Origin of the sequence: Marinomonas sp. S3726 (assembly GCF_000967665.1) — a bacterium.
GTDB lineage: Bacteria > Pseudomonadota > Gammaproteobacteria > Pseudomonadales > Marinomonadaceae > Marinomonas.
The window spans coordinates 127364-144121 of sequence record NZ_JXYC01000032.1 but is presented as its reverse complement, the minus strand read 5'-3'; the positions used below and the strand labels follow the sequence as shown (position 1 = coordinate 144121).

Annotated in this window: 11 protein-coding genes; 7 read left to right on the top strand and 4 right to left on the bottom strand. The window is 41.8% G+C overall.

Annotated elements, in window-relative coordinates:
• Window positions 1-52: 52 nt before the first annotated feature.
• Both TW85_RS21400 and TW85_RS21395 read right to left on the bottom strand, forming a co-directional pair.
• Entirely contained in the window at window positions 53-1336 is a 1284-nt protein-coding gene (locus TW85_RS21400) for an imelysin family protein (RefSeq protein ID WP_046019180.1), read from the bottom strand.
• 115 nt (window positions 1337-1451) lie between these two features.
• A complete protein-coding gene (locus TW85_RS21395) occupies window positions 1452-2039 on the bottom strand; it encodes a hypothetical protein (protein ID WP_046019179.1) in 588 nt (195 codons plus the stop codon).
• 620 nt (window positions 2040-2659) lie between these two features.
• Between TW85_RS21395 and TW85_RS21390 the strand changes: the two genes are divergently transcribed.
• The 4 genes from TW85_RS21390 (at window position 2660) to TW85_RS21375 (ending at window position 5943) form a co-directional block, all read left to right on the top strand.
• Window positions 2660-3838 carry an NAD(P)/FAD-dependent oxidoreductase gene (locus TW85_RS21390; RefSeq protein WP_157197000.1) on the top strand — a complete coding sequence of 393 codons (1179 nt, stop codon included), beginning with the start codon at window positions 2660-2662 and terminating at the stop codon, window positions 3836-3838.
• A 344-nt stretch (window positions 3839-4182) separates the two neighbouring features.
• A complete protein-coding gene (locus tag TW85_RS21385; RefSeq protein ID WP_052702350.1) occupies window positions 4183-4605 on the top strand; it encodes a DNA cytosine methyltransferase in 423 nt (140 codons plus the stop codon).
• A 135-nt stretch (window positions 4606-4740) separates the two neighbouring features.
• Window positions 4741-5235, top strand: a complete 495-nt coding sequence (locus TW85_RS25700; protein WP_052702349.1) for an ion channel — start codon at window positions 4741-4743, stop codon at window positions 5233-5235.
• Window positions 5236-5307: 72 nt separating this feature from the next.
• Window positions 5308-5943, top strand: a complete 636-nt coding sequence (locus tag TW85_RS21375) for a hypothetical protein (protein ID WP_157196998.1) — start codon at window positions 5308-5310, stop codon at window positions 5941-5943.
• A 379-nt stretch (window positions 5944-6322) separates the two neighbouring features.
• On the opposite strand, the gene TW85_RS21370 is transcribed toward TW85_RS21375, so the two are convergent.
• Together TW85_RS21370 and TW85_RS21365 are read right to left on the bottom strand one after the other, a co-directional pair.
• On the bottom strand, window positions 6323-7771 hold the full coding sequence (locus TW85_RS21370) for a diaminobutyrate--2-oxoglutarate transaminase (RefSeq protein WP_238326277.1): 1449 nt from the start codon (window positions 7769-7771) through the stop codon (window positions 6323-6325).
• An 80-nt stretch (window positions 7772-7851) separates the two neighbouring features.
• Window positions 7852-8058, bottom strand: coding sequence for an MbtH family NRPS accessory protein (locus TW85_RS21365; RefSeq protein ID WP_046019177.1), 207 nt, complete (start codon window positions 8056-8058; stop codon window positions 7852-7854).
• Window positions 8059-8286: 228 nt separating this feature from the next.
• Between TW85_RS21365 and TW85_RS21360 the strand changes: the two genes are divergently transcribed.
• The 3 genes from TW85_RS21360 to TW85_RS21350 all read left to right on the top strand — a co-directional run bounded on the left by TW85_RS21360 (window position 8287) and on the right by TW85_RS21350 (window position 16736).
• Window positions 8287-9270 carry a TauD/TfdA family dioxygenase gene (locus TW85_RS21360; protein WP_046019176.1) on the top strand — a complete coding sequence of 328 codons (984 nt, stop codon included), beginning with the start codon at window positions 8287-8289 and terminating at the stop codon, window positions 9268-9270.
• A gap of 114 nt (window positions 9271-9384) precedes the next feature.
• Window positions 9385-11529 carry an AMP-binding protein gene (locus TW85_RS21355; RefSeq protein WP_046019175.1) on the top strand — a complete coding sequence of 715 codons (2145 nt, stop codon included), beginning with the start codon at window positions 9385-9387 and terminating at the stop codon, window positions 11527-11529.
• Window positions 11530-11531: 2 nt separating this feature from the next.
• Complete coding sequence (locus TW85_RS21350) at window positions 11532-16736, top strand: condensation domain-containing protein (protein ID WP_046019174.1); 5205 nt, start codon at window positions 11532-11534, stop codon at window positions 16734-16736.
• Window positions 16737-16758 lie beyond the last annotated feature (22 nt).

The following is a 16758-nucleotide window of genomic DNA, read 5'->3' as shown; positions in this document are numbered from 1 at the left end:
TTTATATATGTAAAAAGAGACAGCAAAAATTGCTGCCTCTTTTTCAGTCTTTTTAGAATACAGCGCTTGGGTTATCCAAACTGTCTGATCCTTCAAGAGTAATATCTTCAAGATCTAATAGACGAATGATTTCTTCAGTTGTTCTTGTTTCAGCAACTAGAGAGTCAACGAAATCTTGTACCAACTGGTTACCAGCTTGGTTACCCATGCCGATTAGAACGTCAAATGTTTGACCTACTTGTGCAGCGTCAACCATAGCCTGACCAGCAGTTTGGGTGTTTTCTAGTTTACCTTTCATTTCAGCATCTAGAATAGAGTCTTGCGCGCTAACTAATGCAGATAGAGAAGCACCTTTAACCCAAGAACCATCAACACGTTGGTACTCACCTAGGTAAACATTCTGAATGCCTTTTGCATCGTAGAAGTGTGAGTAGTGAGTGTTGTCAGAGAAACAATCATGCTCTTCTTCTGGATCGTGTAGCATTAGGCCTAACTTAGTACGTTCACCACCAAGTTCACCGTAAGCCAAGCTACCCATACCTGTTAGGATTGTTGCCAAGCCTTGCTTGTCACCTTGGTCTAGGATTGCTTGACGAGCTTCACCGTTAGCACCCCAGTTAGCAGCCATTTCTTCAAGATCTGTGATTAGCAAATCAGTTGCCGCAACAAGGTAAGCTGCACGACGGTCACAATTACCACCAGTACAGTTGTTTACATCGTAATCAGTAGCAGGGCGCTCACCTGCACCAGGGTTGGTACCGTTCAAATCTTGTCCCCATAATAGGAATTCGATTGCGTGGTAACCAGTTGCAACATTGGCTTCAACTTCATCAGCTTCGTGAAGTTCTTGTAGAAGAGCTGGTGTAATGTCGCTTGTATCTACTTGTTTGCCGGCAATTGTCAAAGAGGTAGAAGCAACAACGTTTGCAGTATAAAGAGGGTTTACATCTGAATCAGTACCATAATCAGTTGCAACATAGTCAATCAGACCTTCATCAAGAGGCCAAGCGTTAACTTTACCTTCCCAATCATCAACAACAGCATTACCGAAACGATAAACTTCACTTTGCTGATAAGGTACACGTGAATCAATCCAAGCTTGACGAGCTTTCGCCAAGTTAGCTTCTGTTGGGTTTGCAACAAACTGATCAATAGCAACTTTCAGTGTTTGAGCCGTTGTTAAAGAGTCAGTGTAAATTGCTTGCGCAATATCAGAGTAATTAATTACAACATCATTTGCTGTGATTGTTTTGTTAGGCTGAACGCCCTGTGATCCACAAGCAGTAAGTAAAGTTGCAGCAACACATGCCGCAATCGGTGTAACAAAACGTTTCATTTAAAAACTCCAATTAAGTAATATTTTAGTTAACTTAATAGGTATCGTAGTTAAAATGAAAATCATTATCAAGTGCATTATTGAACTAAATTCGTTTTTTAGAACAATTGCTTGCTTATCTATAACAAGATTGACCAAAGTCATTAATTGCTAAATCATCAAAGTTTAAAAGACAGCCTTTTTCTCTTAAATGCGATTCATTTTCCCAAGAAACTTTTAAGTTTTGAGGCTTACTTGTTGGATAGCTAGGGATAAATCGATAAGAGGCTAACAACTCCAATTCTGTATTCGGTGCTAACTTAACCGTACTTCCAACTAATTTTTGGCGTGTCTCGATATTGTATAAGCTGTAGTCAGTTGTATATTCGGTTGCCCCATTGGCATGTTCAAAGGTTAACCAAATCTTTTTAAAGGACTTACTTTCGTTACTTGGGTTACTTAACTTTATACGTGTATGTATGACTTGAGCTGTATAACTAGGTTGGTTATTAGAGGTATTTACATAGGTGTAATTATTATTCTCAGCTTGCCAAGGTAAGCGATTACCAAAAGAGATGTCTACCAGTTGGATGCTCTCATTTGCAAACTGCTTAGCTGTCCAACTAAGCATATCTTTTACAGGGGAATAGGCGGCTAATAAAAAGAGAACAAGAATAAGGTAGATATTATTGAATAGACCTAGCTTTAATAATGAGTTTTTCATATCTGCAATCTCGGTAGCTGTTTATTTGTACAGTACTGTATAAATAAACAGGCGGTGCGTCAAGACTCAATTTTTATAGATATCCACACACTCTGTAATAAAAATATAATTTTTTTAAATTTAATTTTGCAAATGAGGTGACAGTCTGACCTATGGGTATTTTAAGAAAAAAAACTACTGTTTAAATAAACAGATTCGGAAAAAAAACAGCACAAAAAGAGCAAATTTTTTTTCTTAAAAAATATTGACAGTTGAATTTAAGAAAATCCTTTTTAACCACGATTAATTATTAAGATTATGTTTTATAAAGAAAAAAATGTAATTCCCACAGATTTTTTCACGGATTTTGTGGACAGAATTATTGTCAAGTGACTCCATGAATTGAAAGCAATTTTTTTGAGCATAATTTCATGCTAAATCCTGCTAAACCAAGTTAGCAAATCTTTCCTTACTTACCTTGCAGCACGGGTTTTATCTGTATTTTGAGATTGAGTTTTGTTTTTAATTTGCCTGTGGATAACTTTTTTTTGTAATAAAAATTTAATTTGTTTATAGCGTGGGGCTGCATTGAAATGAGCGAATCTCTATAATGCCTGCCTCAGTATTTAGGTGATCAGCAATTGAATAAAGTAGATGTTTTGATAATAGGTGCAGGCGCATCAGGTTTAATGTGCGCAGCAAATGCGGCTTATCGTGGTAGGTCAGTCACACTGATAGACCATGCAAATATGGCAGGTAAAAAAATTATCATGTCAGGAGGAGGCCGCTGTAACTTTACGAATATGGATGCTTCTCCTAAACATTTCTTATCTCAGAACCCCCACTTTGTGATATCGGCTTTAAAACGCTATGGGCCAAGTCATTTTGTAGAGCTAATGGACAGGCATGGCTTAGAGTATGTTGAAAAAGCACCTGGTCAGCTATTTTGTCAAAAGAGCGCAAAAGACCTACTGTCTATTTTGTTGACTGAATGCGAATGGTCAGGCGTAAATATCTCTTTAAACACCAAGGTTGTTAAAGTGACAGACTTGGGTGAGTGCAAAGAAGTAGAAACAAACCAAGGTACCTTTATTTGCGAATCCTTAGTGATCGCAACAGGAGGGCTATCCATCCCTTCTAAAGGAGCGACTGGGTTTGGTTATCAAATTGCAGAACAGTTTGGCCTTGAAGTGTTACCCACAAGAGCAGGCTTAGTGCCGGTCACCTTGCAACCAGATTTGAAAGCGAAATTCGAACCCTTAGCGGGTGTAAGCTGTGATGTGTCTGTAACAGCCAATAAAACAAACTTCACAGAGCCCATGCTATTTACTCACAGAGGTTTAAGTGGCCCTGCTATTTTACAAATATCCAACCATTGGCTGCCGGGAGATGAACTTAAAATCGACCTTTACCCTGCTGAGTCTATCTACTCATTATTGGTAGAAGCGAGAGAAAAGAACCCGAAAAGCCAAATTGATAAAGTGCTATCCCAGCTATTACCAAAACGCTTGGCCAGTATGCTAATTGAAGATCATAAGTGGCAAGGTGTTCTAGCTGAATATGGTAATCAAGCATTCGAAGAAATCGCCGAAACACTGCATAACTGGGTCATTAAACCCAACGGCACAGAAGGCTACCGCACAGCTGAGGTGACCTTAGGTGGGGTGGATACCAACTATGTATCTTCAAAAACCTTCGAAGCAAAAGAGGTTAAGGGCTTATTTTTTATTGGTGAAGTGCTTGATGTCACAGGTTGGTTAGGTGGATATAACTTCCAATGGGCTTGGGCGAGTGGTTATTGTGCTGCGCAATATGTGTGATGGCTTATCTATAAATTAATAAGTGACGTTCTCTTTATTAGCACTTTTTGCAGAAGCGCTTTTCTCTGAAGTACTTTTTCTGAAACACCTCTAAAGCCGAAACCATCGTTTCGGCTTTTTTGTATCTTATTTGTATAGCTTATCTGCTTGGCTTATGTGGACGATGAAGCGAAGGCCAAACTTAAGTGCGTGTCGATGGTTAACAAACTAGAGTCTTTTTGGAAGTGGATGCGTTTTGTTGATTTTAGATTGACTGTCTGTTGAAGTGTTGATTGATGAGCCAATGCGTACATTATGCGCCCAAGTAAAAGGGGGGGCACTTTGGTTTAGTCACTAGCCACATAGTGAAGTATCGCGGGAATAATGTCTGTCATGGTATTGATGAGCCTTTGCATACTGTTTCTTCTGGTGGCAATCACCTTGGCGAAGTTCGGGCCTTCCTCGTTGAATACTATGGAAACGGTGTGGCCCATTCCCTAGAAAAGCCTTTGCACACACTCACCACAAGAGACCGTTTTGCTTTGGTAATGGTGAAAGGCGTGGCTTATCAAATCGTCGATATTGGAATCAGAATGTTACAACCTCATGAGCTTTTCTTAGCCATGGGCTTTCCTGCAGATTATAAAATATCTCATGACTCAGAAGGTAAGAAGCTTTCAAAAACCAGCCAAGTTGCCCGTTGTGGTAATGCGGTTTGCCCACCACTGGCCGAAGCCTTAGTGATTGCCAATTACCAAGAATCTAACAAAGTGCAGGTGGCTGCATGAGCACTAGATCTAAGTAAATTGAATGTGTGTTCAGTTTTAGATTGCTGATAGGATGCGGGAATAGTCTATAGATCAATGGGTTAGGGGGGATTTTGAATATTCATCTGTTTTTAATTTTAAAGAAGAGGATAACTAATGTTTGTTAACTTTAAAAAAGCAGCAAAGAGTAATTTTTTAGAATATGGTTGGAGTCCATTAGTACTCTTCATTGCGTATTATTATTTATTTTTTTCGTCAGAGTCTATTAACCAAATTCTTTACTTGTCTTACTGGATTGTATTAGTTGCTTTATTAATATCGGCCATATCTAAAATGCGATCATCTCTTTATCCAAATGAATTTGGAAAAAGAGTTTTAGATTTTACAATTTTGGTAGTTATTTCAATTTTTTTGTTTGCTTTAAAGTACAAAAGTACTGGCTTAGTTGGACCTGATGGTATTTCTCATAGTCCAGAAGATAGTCTTTATTTTTCTGTGGTAACTTGGACCACGTTAGGTTATGGCGATTTTAGAGCTGTTGGAGAGGCAAGGACTTGGGCTGCCGCTGAGGCTTTAGCTGGTTATTTTGTTTCAGCAATCTATATTGGAATCTTTCTTAAATGGATCAATAAGGATAGAGAGAAAAGTTAAGTGAGCTTGTAGAAGTAACTTTCTTTAAACCTAATTAAGCTCGTATTATAAAATGTTGGAGGAATAGATAGATTGGAAACAGAAATGGAGTTTATGAAATATCTTGCACCGCTTGTAGGGGTGGTTCTAGGGGCACTAATCGCACCTTGGGCTGAGCAGCGAAAAAGGACATACGAAGTTAAAAGCAAAATGAAGACGTTGCTTCTTGAGGTATCCGATTTGAAAACTGATGCAGAGCGTATGCTTGATATAGCATATGAAACTTACTCTAAATCTGTTTTAGCGGAATTTTATGGGTTGAATAATGGATACACTAGTAGTTATTCAATACCGAGAATAATAGAGCTTTACTCTATAGATCAGACTTTCTCAGAAGTTTATTCTTCACTAACTTATGAGCAAAGAAATGCGATTAAATCTATTTTCAAAATAGTTGATTTTATAAATAATAAAATCGAAATACTTGCTGAATCAAGTGACGGCGAAGCTAAAAAATTAGATAAAAATGCTGCTAAATCAATAGTTAACACCCTCTCAACTCTAATTTATCTTACTTCTAGAATGCACTACGAAAATGATCGTTTTGTATATTATAGAGAACTAGAAGATAAAGCCATGATTGAAAAAACTTTAGAAGCATATGGGTATTCATTAGAATTAACCGATATTATCGACAGATATAATGAAGGAAAAATATCTACTAAGTGAAAGCGAGCCATAAAACAAGAATTACATGTCTTTCATTGACACAATGAGAAAACAACCGCTACGCATTACAATTCGCTGGAAAAATCCAGCGAGGGGATTCTTACCCTGTTTTACCATAGCGACTTAAAACACGCACCGCGTGTTTTTTTGTGGACGAGATTTGCTTGTTAGGATACGTCTTTATTAGTTCGGCTTTGTCCAAAAGCAGAGCGCTTGAGTTCAAAAAACTATCTAATCTGATCTAAAAATTAGTTCTTGATTCAAAAAATACCCGCACGTCAGAATTGGCGAGCGGGAATCACTGTGCGTCAAAAGCCTATTTTATCTTGCTACTTTATTGATTGAGTGCGTCGTTTTAAAACCCCACTCAATCACCTAATCAGGTGGTTTTAAGCGTAATAATATCAATCGCTTCAGCTAGCCTTTCTGCAATGGTATCGACTTCTTCTCCTGTAATAATGAGCGGAGGAAGCAGGCGGATAGTTGACCCAAAGCGGCCACCGAGTTCGACAATTAAGCCTAACTTGAGAGCTTCTTGTTGTATTGCTCTAGCGCGTTCGCCATCCACAGGATATTGCCCAAGGCCATCTTTTTCTGCAAGTGGGTTAACTATCTCGACCCCAAGCATGAGTCCACGACCACGAACATTACCTACTAAAGGGCTTTTGATCTTGGCTAAATGGTTTTTGAGTCTAGCGCCCATGTCTCTTGCATGCAGGTGAAGTTTTTCTTCTAAAAGATGGCGCATTACAACACGGCCACTAGCGAGGGCTAATTGGTTACCTCTAAAGGTTCCTGCGTGTGCGCCTGGTTTCCAAAGGTCAATTTCACTCTTGTACACAATGACAGCCATTGGTAGACCGCCGCCAATCGCTTTTGATAATACGATAATGTCTGGCTCGATGCCGGCGTGCTCAAAGGCAAAAATTTCGCCCGTTCTTCCCATGCCTGCTTGCACCTCATCAACTATGAGTAAAATGCCATGCTTTTGAGTGAGTTTTCTAAGGCCTTTTAGCCATTCGTTATCTGCAGGAATCGCACCTGCTTCACCTTGCACCGCTTCAAGTATGATTGCAGCAGGTTTTAGTACGCCAGATTCTGGGTCAGTCAGCATGGTTTCAAGCTGATTTAAGCTGGCTTTTACGCCGTCTTCACCAAGGCCATAAGGGCAGCGTGGTGCATAAGGGTAAGGCATAAATTGTACATCGGGCACTATGGCACCAATTGCAGATTTAGGGCCAAGGTTACCCATAATGGAAAGGGTGCCTTGGGTCATGCCGTGATAAGCACCGGAGAAAGCAAGAATGGTGTTTCGGCCTGTTGCTGTCTTCGCAAGCTTGATCGCCGCTTCTACAGCATCAGCGCCACATGGGCTACAAAATTGCACGCGCGCTTGTTTCGCTATGTTAGCTGGAAGTAGCTGAAACAGTGAGTCGATAAACTCTTCTTTAACAGGCGTGGTGATATCCAAAGTTTGAAGAGGGACACCACTGTTTAAAGTTTGCGTAATGGTTTCTGCTATTTCAGGATGGCTATGACCTAATGCGAGTGTTCCAGCAGCCGCTAAACCGTCAATGAAGACTTGCTGTTCTGTGTCTTGTAAAAATATGCCTTGGCCTCTGGTTAGCGCTAAAGGGATACGTCGAGGATAGCTACGTGCGTTTGATTCCCTATTTTCTTGATTCTCTAAGTGAATAGTCGATTCTAGAGCGCGGGTAGGTTGCTCTAAAAATGTATTTAAATTTAATGGCTCTTTATTCGAACCCTTGATCGATAACATCGTTTGATCGTGCTTTGGTACGACGATCTCGCTATTGGTGTAATTCACTGTGACTCCAAACTATAAAAAATACACTTAGAAATTTTTTGCTCTAACTGAGTGCAAAGGCTATTTAACCAGTTTTTAACTTATTGATTAGCCATTGCGTCCTGAAGGCTTTTAGGGCGCATATCTGTCCAATTTTCTTTAATCCAACTTAGGCACTCTTCTTTGTTTCCTTGTTTTCCAGCCTGGCTCCATCCAGCAGGAATGTCTTTGTATTCAGGCCATATTGAATATTGTTCTTCACTGTTAACGACGACACTGAATGTGGTGTTTGGATTATCAAGACTCATGTTTTTCTCCGAATTCTGTTCCATAAAAAACGCGTGTTTTTAAAAAATGATATTTATGAATGAGATTAAAAACGTAGTTTATAATTTAAATGCAAATAATAATCAATCTTATTCTGTTTTTTGCATAAATTGTGTATGATCCCCCGCAATAACGCTAATAAAGCTTTGCCTAATAAAGAAATTGGCGTTTTTCTGATAAATATTTTTTAGATTTGTAGGGTTTTTTTAATGCTAATTCAGAAGGAAGAGATTGTTGATTTGAGTGTTTCTACTCGTCAGTTGGAAGGCCAAGGTCTTTTACCTCTTGTAATAGAACCTAGAGCAGAAGCGGACTGGCGCACTTGTTTTACTGATATTAAAGAAGTGATTGATGCTCAGCTAGAAAAGGTGGGTGGTGTTTTATTGCGCGGATTCAAAGTTTCTGATGAAAAAGACTTTCAAGAGTTTGCGAAAGCCTTTGGTGAAGAACTTTTAAGTTACGACTATGCCTCGACACCTCGCAGTAATGTGGAAGGTAAGGTTTATACATCAACAGAATATCCTTCTCATCAAGTGATCCCCTTGCATAATGAACAAGCTTATACCTTAAGTTGGCCAATGAGAATTTGGTTCTGTTCGTTGAAAGTGGCAGAAGAGGGTGGTGAAACACCGATTGCCGATAGTCGACAAATTTATAATTTAATTGATCCAGACATTCGTGCTCGCTTTGAGCAAAAAAAGCTCATGTATGTTCGCAATTATGGTAATGGTCTGGACTTGCCATGGGAAAAAGCCTTCAACACTGAAAGCAAGGCGCAAGTTGAATCCTTCTGTAACGAGAATCAAATCGAATTTGAATGGTTAAGTGATGAAGAATTGCGTACCCGCCAGATTTGCCAAGCCACCATGTCTCACCCAAGAACAGGCGAGAAAATTTGGTTTAACCAAGCACACCTTTTCCACGTATCTAATTTACAACCTCATGTACGTGAAACCTTAATTTCTATCGTAGGTGAAGAGAACCTGCCTCGAAATGTTTATTACGGTGATGGCACTGCCATTGATGAAAAAGATCTAGACCATGTGCGCCAAGTAATGGACGACTGTGAAGTGAAATTCTTGTGGGAAGAAGGCGACATCATGATGCTGGATAACATGCTAACGGCTCACGCGCGAGGCACCTTTAAAGGTGAGCGCAAAGTGGTTGTGGCTATGGCTGAGTCAAATCAATAACCCAGTAGGCAGCGAATTTCATCCGAAATCTAAGTTTTTAAAGTCCAAATTGTCAGGGCACTAACGTCATTTTAAAGCGACCTCTAAAAGAGATGAGGTCGTAGGAGAGTTTTCATGGGTCAGGATTATCTGATTGATACCCCTTCTTATTCAAATCTTATCGAACTGTTGGAGCACCAAGTAGCTTCTAATGGTAATAAAACTTGTTTTACCTTGCTGGCGAATGGTTCTGATGTCGCTGAAACGATTAGTTATGCCGAGTTAAGTACGCGTGCGCGTGCCATGGCGGTTGAGTTGAGGGCGTTTTCTGACCCGGGCGATCGAGCTATGTTGTTAATGCCAAATGGTATCGACTATATAGTGGGCTTTTTTGGCTGTATATATGCTGGGCTTATTGCAGTAACTGCCTATGCTCCGCAACAACGTCGTCGTGATTGGGGTCGTTTGAGTAGTATTTTGAAAGATTCAGATGCAAGCCTCGCGCTTTGTAGTGCTGAACATCAAGATCAGGTGAAAGCTTGGTTAGAAGAAGGTGACCAAAACTGTCAGCAATTTGTTGTGGGTGAAGAGAAAATTACCTCAGCAGAACAATGGGTCATGCCAAACATTCATGCTGAGAGTGTGGCTTATCTACAATACAGCTCAGGTTCAACCGGTTCACCAAAAGGTGTGATGCTGGGGCACGGTAATTTAATACACAATACCGCGTTAATCGTTCAAGAGTTCTCAATGACCGAAACCACAAATGTGGTGACTTGGCTGCCTATGTACCATGATATGGGGTTTGTAGGTGGTGTCTTGGCGCCTATATGTGCTGGTACCTCTGTATGGTTACTGCTCCCGCCTGTTGTTTTGCAAGCACCATTCCTTTGGCTTAAGGCCATTTCTGATTATAAAGCGGTTGTGAGTGGTGGGCCGAACTTTATCTATGAGCATTGTGTTGCACGAGTCAGTGAAGAGCAAAAACAAGTTTTAGATTTAAGCCATTGGCGTTTTGCAGCAAATGGTGCTGAGCCAATTCATACAGCGACTTTGGAAAAGTTCAACCAAGCTTTTGCTGAATGTGGACTGTCTGAAAATACACTAAAACCTTGTTATGGCATGGCAGAGACCTGCTTGTTTGTCACTACTACGGCCAGTGATCAGCCTAGTCGAAGTGTTCAGCTTGATAAGGCCGAGCTGCAAAAAGGTAAGCTGGTTAGAGCAAATGTTACTCACTCAAACGATGACGCCTTGTTGGATGAGCTGGTGGCTGTACCTTCTTCTGGTCGTTTGAATGACCAAATGTCGGTTTGCATTGTTGACCCTGAAACTAAGCAAGTGCTTGCAGATGACAGAGTGGGTGAAATTTGGATTCGCGGTGGCAGCGTAGCACAAGGTTATTGGAACAAGCCTGAAGTGAATGCTGAAGTATTCAATAATGAAGTGCTTTGTGATCCACAAACTACCAAAGATGTTGCTGACAATAACGGAGGCTATTTACGTTCAGGTGATCTTGGCTTCATTCTAGATGGCTGGCTTTATGTCAGTGGTCGTGCAAAAGAAGTTGTCATAGTGAATGGTCGAAATCTTTATCCTCAAGATATTGAAGCAAGTGTACAGGCGGTTGATGAAGGTCTAGCGCCACATGGTGGTGCTGTGTTCCAAACAACAGATAATCAAGTTGTCTTGGTGCAAGAAGTCACTCGCCAAGGCATGCGTAGCAAAAACTATGAAGAAACTATTCTAAGCATTCGCCAAGCGGTAGCTGAAGAATATGAAATTAGCCTGTCTGCGGTGGTGTTAATTAAACCTGTGTCATTGGCAAAAACGACATCGGGTAAAATTCAGCGCCTTAAAAACCGCGATTTGTACGAACAAGGTGCCTTAAATGCGGTAGCGCAATGGAGGAAAGATGGTGAAGCAGAAAACACTCATAAAGAGAAGGTGTCTGATGAACCTGAACTGAAATCAGGTGATGCAGAATCGATTTCTCATTGGATGTGTTATTGGATCGCACAGCGTTTGCAGGTTGCTATTGATGATGTGAGTCCAGAGCAAAAGCTAGCTGGAACAGGGCTTGATTCGGTTGATTCAATGACATTAACCCACGAGCTCTCTCAACGGCTGAATCTTGATCTATCAGCGGAATTAATTTGGCAATACCCGACCACCAAGGCGTTGGCAGCATACCTTGCATCGACACCGGTTATTTCCAAGACTCAGGAAGTGGATCTAGATGTAAATGAAGACGAATGTCTGCTTGAGGGAGAGATTTAATCATGGTTTCTCAAATAAACAGCGCTCAGACAAGCAGTACTCAAACCTTCCTTCCACTACTTAGAGAGTGTTGGTTAAAAGGCGTCACCTTAACGCTAAACCAAGGTAAGTTAACCTTTAAAGCGGCAAAAGGTGTGATGGATCAAGCGCTGCTTGCTCAAATACGGACTAATAAAGCGCTTATTATTGAGGCGCTAACTCAGCAGCCAGATTATTTTACACCAAGACCTTTAGGGCTTAATGAGAAATCCCTTTGGTTCTTATATCGCATGGCGCCTGAGAGCTCTGCTTATAACATGGCTTACGCAATTAAGCTGAATAGCTGTGTAACCCTTGACGCAGTTCAACAAGCCTTTGTTGAATTATTAAAACGTCATCCTATTTTACGTAGTGCTTATGGGGAGCGAGATGGTGACCCTGTTCAATGGTTGGCAACGTCAGATAGCCAGCAGGGTATAGAAGGTATAGAGAGCAGTCATAGCCTGTCTGTACTGCCGCTAAATAATGCTAACCAAAAGCAAATTAATGGCTGGGTGTCCCGTGAAGCGGACAAGGCCTTGAAGTTGGATGAGGGGCAGGTGTGCCGTGGTGCGTTACTGGCCAATACCCTAGGTGACGAGCAACATCTTTACTTAACTATGGTGATTCACCATATCGCGGCGGACTTCATGTCATTTGAAGTCTTGCGCCAGGAGCTTGTGCAATTATTAGGTGGCCAAAGCATTGATAAACTGGACGCTCAGCCTGTTGAAAGCACAAGTTATCGTGAGTGGTGTGCCAAGCAGCAACAAAGCGTATTAACAGGGGAAGCGACAGAGCAATTTTGGTTAGCAGAGTTGGCCGACTTGCCGCAACTTAATTTACTAACAGACTTCCCGCACAGTGCTAAAACAGGCTCAGACGGGGAAGAGATTCAATTTAATTTGACTAAATCCCAAGGGGCGCAATTACGACAGCAATGTCGTCAATTGGAAGTGACGCCTTATGTTTGGTTTATGTCTGCGTTTCAATGGTTTATGGGGCGTTTATCTGGCCAAGATGATTTTATTATTGGTACCCCAAGTTCTGGTCGATTGTCCTCAGAAGATGCTCGACTAGTTGGGTATTTGGTTAACCCATTAGCCCTAAGGTGTCGACCTGATTTACTTCAGGGTTTTGATGCTTGGGTCGCGCAAGTTGATGAACAAACACAGCAGGTAATGAGGCATCAAGGATACCCATTTTCTGCCTTGATCGAAAAGTTAGACGTGAAACGTGAAGCAGGTCGATCACCTGTTTTCCAGCATATGTTTACTCTAAACCACGAGAGACCAGAAGCAGGTATGCAAGGCATCGTGGAAGCTGAACTGCTAGCGGAGCAGCGGGGTGCTGCCCATGATTTGAACTTAGTCGTTGTCGATAATCGCACCGGTTTTCTTGGCAAATGGCGTTACAACAATAGTTTATATCGCCGTGAAACTGTTGAAAGTATTCGTGATAGTTTTATCCATTTTATCAATCAGCTGCTGACAAATGTGTCACAACCTTTGGTATCTTTGGATTTAGCAAGCACAGAGACAGCGTCGGTATTAGTTGGTGAAACACTTGCGCCAGTGACAGACACAGCATGGAATGCATTTGCAAACATTGCTCAAACACAGCCAGATAATATTGCTCTAAAAAATGAAAGTCAGTCCCTGAGTTATGCTGATTTGATGCAAAAGGTCGATCTTGCTGCTGTGTTTTTGAAGCAAAAAGGGGTTAACTCCGGTAAACGTGTAGGTATCTGTTTAGAGCGAAGTGTTGAGCAGATCGTTGCTATGTTGGCTTGTTGGCGTTTAGGGGCAACCTATGTGGCGATGGATCACAAGTGGCCTGATAGTCGATTGCAGTTTATCTGCCAAGATGCAGAGTTAGCGCTTGTGGTGGGCCATGATGAAGGTGCTTTTGAGAGCTCAGAAAAAACAGAAAGCCTAGAAAAAACTGAAAGCCTAGAAAATACAGAGACTCCAAGTTGGTTGCCTAAAGCCTGTCTTTGGGTAAATCAGTCTACGTTCTCTTCTGAATACGCTCTTTCTACTCAAGAGAGGGGCGATCTTTCGCAAACAGACGCTTTGGCTCAAAGTCAGCTTCCGGGTGAAAAGGATGTGGCTTATGTGATTTACACCTCAGGCTCAACTGGGCAACCTAAAGGGGTAGAAGTTAGCCAATCTAACTTGATTCACTATGTCACTGGTGTATTGGATCGTTTGCAATTGTCTGAGAAGGCAAGCTTAGCGTCCCTTGCCAGCAATGGTGCTGATCTTGGTTATACCGCCATTTACGGGGCATTATTGAGTGGCCGTACACTGCGTTTGTTAGCAGAAGATTTGGCCTTTGATGCTGAAGCGCTGGCGGAGGAGTTAGCTGAGTCTCCAGTAGATTGCCTTAAGATTGTGCCTTCTCATTTAAATGGCATCTTGCTGGCAACAGCGCGTTCAGAGTGGTTACCAAGTGAAGCCTTGATTCTTGGCGGTGAAGCCATATCGCCAGAGCTTGTTGCCAAGGTTTCGGTTCGCAAAAAAACCATGTCTATTTTTAACCACTATGGCCCGACAGAAACGACTATTGGCGTCGTGGCTAAAAAGCTTGATTTATTTAGTGAGGGTGTCGCCCTAGGACGACCTTTAGCGAACGTAGAAACACGCGTTGTTGATGCCTGTGGACGAATTGCACCACAAGGTTTTGCAGGTGAATTAGAAGTCTCTGGTCCGACCTTAGCAAATGGCTATCTTGGTCAAACAGAATTAACCAAAGAGCGCTTCCATCAGATCGATGGAAAGTCTTGGTATCGTACGGGTGATAGGGTGAAGCAAGTGGGTGAAGCGCTTTACTTTATTGGTCGTAGTGACTTTCAAATTAAGATTCGAGGCTATCGTGTTGAGCCAGGCGAAGTTGAAGCTTGGCTAAAGCAGCATCTTGATGATGCTGTCGTACTGAATGTGCCTGATGCAAGACAAAATAATCGACTCGTCACTTATATTGTTACTGATGAAGAAGGTAAGGCTTCTTCTATCAATGAGAAGTTGGATTCTCTTAAAGCTAATATGTTGTCTGAATTGCCGGACTATATGGTTCCTGCTGTTTGGATTCCGCTAGAGAGCCTGCCTCTTTTAGGAAACGGAAAGCTAGATCGCAAAGGCTTGCCTGATGCAGATGCTTATATTGAAAAGGCCAATCTAGTTGAATCTAATGTCAGCGAAAGCGCATCACTTACGCCTACAGAAAGTACCTTACTGACTATTTGGCAGACATTACTGGGTAAGCCTGCGCTGACCATACATGATAACTTTTTTGCAAATGGTGGCGACTCGATTCTAGGCTTGCAGATTATTGCCAAGGCGAAAAAAGAAGACATCACTCTAACACCTAAAGCCATTTTTGAGCATCAAACCGTTGCTGAGCTTGCCTTGGTAGCAAAAACACCTGAAAAGCCAGAAAACAAACTGGAAAAGGCTTTACTTGAAATTGCTAAAGACGTGTTAGGGAAGCCAAACCTAACCGCAAAGGATAATTTTTTTGCGGTCGGTGGTGATTCAATACTGAGTTTGCAGATCATAGCGAAAGCCAAAGCAGCTGGTATTGCATTGACACCAAAGCAGGTGTTTGAACATCAAACAATGGCAGAGCTCGCCCTTGCAGCGCAAGAGGCAAATACCGCTATGGCTTCATCAAATAAAGCTGAAACAAGTTCGAAAGAAATTATTCTTCCTACTGAGCCATTTGCGCTTACCCCAATACAAGCATGGTTCTTTGAGCAGCAAAGCGAGACACCGCAGGAAAATTTATCCCATTGGAATCAGTCGCTTCTGCTTGACGCTAGTATCGACTTAGATTTAGTCGCTTTACGTGCAGCCGCTCTGAAATTGGTAGAGCGTCACCCAAGCTTACGTTTGGCATTCTCTAAAGGAACAGAGCAATCCTTTGAAGCTTGGCAGCAGATTTATCAGCCGATTAAGTCAAACTGGGGAGAGCGTTTAGTTCAGGAATATGATGGCGAAGATGTTAACGCAGAGGATGTAAATAGTCCTGTTCTGGCCTCACTGCAATCTGATTTTAAACTCGATCGAGCACCTCTTGTTAAATTTGTGTGGCTGTCAAAATCTAAGCAACTGCTATGTGCCGCTCATCACTTGATTATGGATGCGGTCAGTTGGCAAGTATTACTACAAGATCTTCATGCTTATTATAAAGCTGCGTTAACTAACCAGTCTGACGTTTTATCTGCAACAGATGTAGCGCGTTTCGATCAGTGGCAAGATTACCTAGCTGAGCGAGCAAGCCAACTGGATGTGGAGGCGGCTACTGCTTATTGGGCATCTCAGATTCAAATTGAGTTGCCACAAGTGGATGCCAATAATACTTATCAAAATAGTAAACAGCTTAGCCTTAGTTTAAGCCAAGAACTCACTCAGAAATTGCTAGGTGATGCCAATGTGGCTTACAAAACCCGTGTGCAGGAGTTATTACTGACCGCCTTGACAAAAGTGCTAGGTCAATGGCAGCAATTGCCAGAAGTGACCATAGAGCTTGAAGGTCATGGACGAGAGTCTGGTGACAGTGACTTGGATTTATCCACCAGTATTGGTTGGTTTACTAGCCGCTTCCCGCAGAAATTATCTGCCGTAGTGGACTGGGAATCTGCATTGATTCACAACAAAGAGCAACTGCGCCGCCTACCGGAAAAAGGCTTGGAATATGGCCTATTAAGGTATTTGAGTCTCTCTGGCGATGGTACAGACACTGGCTCTCAAGAAGCAGCAGCCAAGCCAAGCTTTAAGCAAACCTTTAATGAGAGAAGTCACAGTTTTGTGTCCTTTAACTATTTAGGGCAACAAGACGGATTAGCGGGGGATAGCCCATTCTCATTATCCACGCCTTTATGTCCTGGCATGAAAGCCGCGACAGCACTACGACCTCATGTTTTAGATATTAATGCTGTGATCTTGTCGGGTGAGTTACATCTTGAATGGACTTACCCAGCATCAAATCAACAGGGAAATAGCGAAAACAGCCATGACCTTTATGCCTGTGTACCTGAGATCGCTGAGAACTATATGAATGAATTGGTCTTGCTGATTGAGCATTGCTGCCAGCCAAATACGGGTCGTGCGACGGCCGTAGACTTTCCTGACGCTGACATCACAGATGCGGAATTTATTGATTTACTTGCAGAATTGGAGGCCTGAGAGCGAAAGCTCTCATAAGACT